Origin of the sequence: Candidatus Accumulibacter sp. ACC012 (assembly GCF_907163155.1) — a bacterium.
Classification (GTDB): Bacteria; Pseudomonadota; Gammaproteobacteria; order Burkholderiales; family Rhodocyclaceae; genus Accumulibacter; species Accumulibacter delftensis.
This window is the reverse complement of record NZ_CAJQUC010000017.1, coordinates 19,452-21,130: the sequence shown is the minus strand read 5'-3', so window position 1 is coordinate 21,130 and position 1,679 is coordinate 19,452. Positions and strand designations below refer to the sequence as shown.

The 1,679-nt window shown below is 62.2% G+C and carries 2 protein-coding genes; both read left to right on the top strand.

Features of this window, described 5'->3' with window-relative positions; genetic code table 11:
• Positions 1-103: 103 nt before the first annotated feature.
• On the top strand, positions 104-595 hold the full coding sequence (locus QZ648_RS16795; RefSeq protein WP_169066852.1) for a helix-turn-helix domain-containing protein: 492 nt from the start codon (positions 104-106) through the stop codon (positions 593-595).
• Positions 596-1,031: 436 nt separating this feature from the next.
• Positions 1,032-1,565, top strand: coding sequence for a hemerythrin domain-containing protein (locus QZ648_RS16790; RefSeq protein ID WP_169066853.1), 534 nt, complete (start codon positions 1,032-1,034; stop codon positions 1,563-1,565).
• The last annotated feature ends 114 nt before the right edge of the window (positions 1,566-1,679 follow it).

Sequence of the window (1,679 nt, the reverse complement as noted above, 5' to 3'; positions counted from 1 at the left end):
GCTTTTCTGCTATGATGCTGAGCCCAATTGTCAGCAAGATGTTGCGACTTGTCAACAGTTTCTTGCGAGATTTTCCTCGTCTTGTTTTTTTTACAGGTTGTTAATGACTGGATCTGCCGCCAATCCTGGCTCCAAGCCGAACCCGACGACAGCAGAGCGGGCCCTCGATCCGCGACCGTTTGCCGACATCGACGCCGACGCGCTCGCAGCGCGCTTGAAAGCGATCATCGGCGACGAGTCGGTGTCGTCGTTTGCGCGCCGCTGCGGCATGGCCGAGTCGGTGCTGAGAACTTATCTCAGAGATGGCCGCATGCCACCGCTGGACAGGGCTCTGGCCATTGCCGCCGTGGCTGGCGTCAGCGTCGACTGGCTGGCGACCGGGCGCGGCGCGCGTGGCATCGCGCAAGACAGGGCCGCCTATACGGTGAACTCGGGCAGTGCTGCCGCGGCAGAGGCTCCGGTGCTTGACGCAGCCGTGCTCGAAGGCGTTGTCAAGGCCGTCCTGCAAGGGCAGGGCGGGCGCGCCTCGCCGGAACATCTTGCCGCCATGATCGTCGATCTTTATCAACGCGCGCTCGATCGCGGCACGCGCTGAGCAGGCCGGCCGCTTATCCCGCTGCTCTGCCGGTTCTCGATACGGCGCCAGTCGCAAGGCTTGGCGTTGGCAGCGCCTGCTCGGCTCCGGCGCGTGTCCGGCCGCCTGCTTCCTTGCTTGCCGGCGCCCTCGGTGCGCCTGGTGGTCGCCAGGAAATCGTCACTCCGGCAAGGGCAGAAGTGAGACTTTTGAATCGTTTTGTGGTGGGTGGGTCGTATAGGATGGGAAAAAAAACCTGCTTCGACGCAGCGGCGGCTACCACAGGCAGTCAGCCAGGCGCTTGCGCTGAAAGGCATGGCTGCCTAGCCTTGCCGATGAAGACGAAGGAGGCGCGGCGAATTCTCGCTACAACCGGGGCCCGGAATTGCGCGAGCGATCTGCCTGGCCAGGCTCGAAACCAAGGAGGTAGAGCACTGAATTCTTTAGGAGAAGCATCATGGCTTTGAAGTCACGCGCCATGTTCGACGGTCGCATGTCAGGGGTTCACGGCTTGACGAATTTTTCGCTCAAGCAGTTGATCGCCTGGGATGGTCGTCTAAATATTGGCCAGCCGCAAATCGACGCCCAGCACGAGGCCATCTTCGCCCTGGCGGTGAAAAGCTCGGATGTCTGGCGCAAGCACGGCGATGTCGAGCAGTTGAAGCGGATGACGGCCGAGCTTCATCAGTCGCTCGAGGAGCATTTCCTCTACGAGGAAGGGGTGCTGGCGGGATTGGACTACGAAGACCTCGCCGAGCACCGCGTCGAGCATCAGGTGATGCTCGACGAGATGCAGCTCATCCGCGCTCGGGTGGAGCAGATGGACCCGGAAAACGACAACGTCGAACCGGGATTTCTGCTCATGAATTACATCCTCAGCGCGACCGTTGGCCACATCTTTCACAGCGATATGGACTATGGGGTCCTGGCCCGTGCGGCGGGGGGACGAGCGGCGGCGAGGACAGTTCGGGCGCTTTCCGTGCTTTCTTGAGGCGGCGGGACCAGCGGCAGCCGCTTCGCGCCAGAAATTGGGCCGGGCTCTAGCCGGAGCAGGGCAATGCCTGCTACTTTGCGCTTGCGCTTCCAGTCGCTGGCGACCGCTTCT

Excerpts from the sequence above, each read along its gene's own strand:
- QZ648_RS16790 (WP_169066853.1), top strand. The coding sequence starts at position 1,032 with ATGGCTTTGAAGTCACGCGCCATGTTCGACGGTCGCATGTCAGGGGTT.
- QZ648_RS16795 (WP_169066852.1), top strand. The coding sequence starts at position 104 with ATGACTGGATCTGCCGCCAATCCTGGCTCCAAGCCGAACCCGACGACA.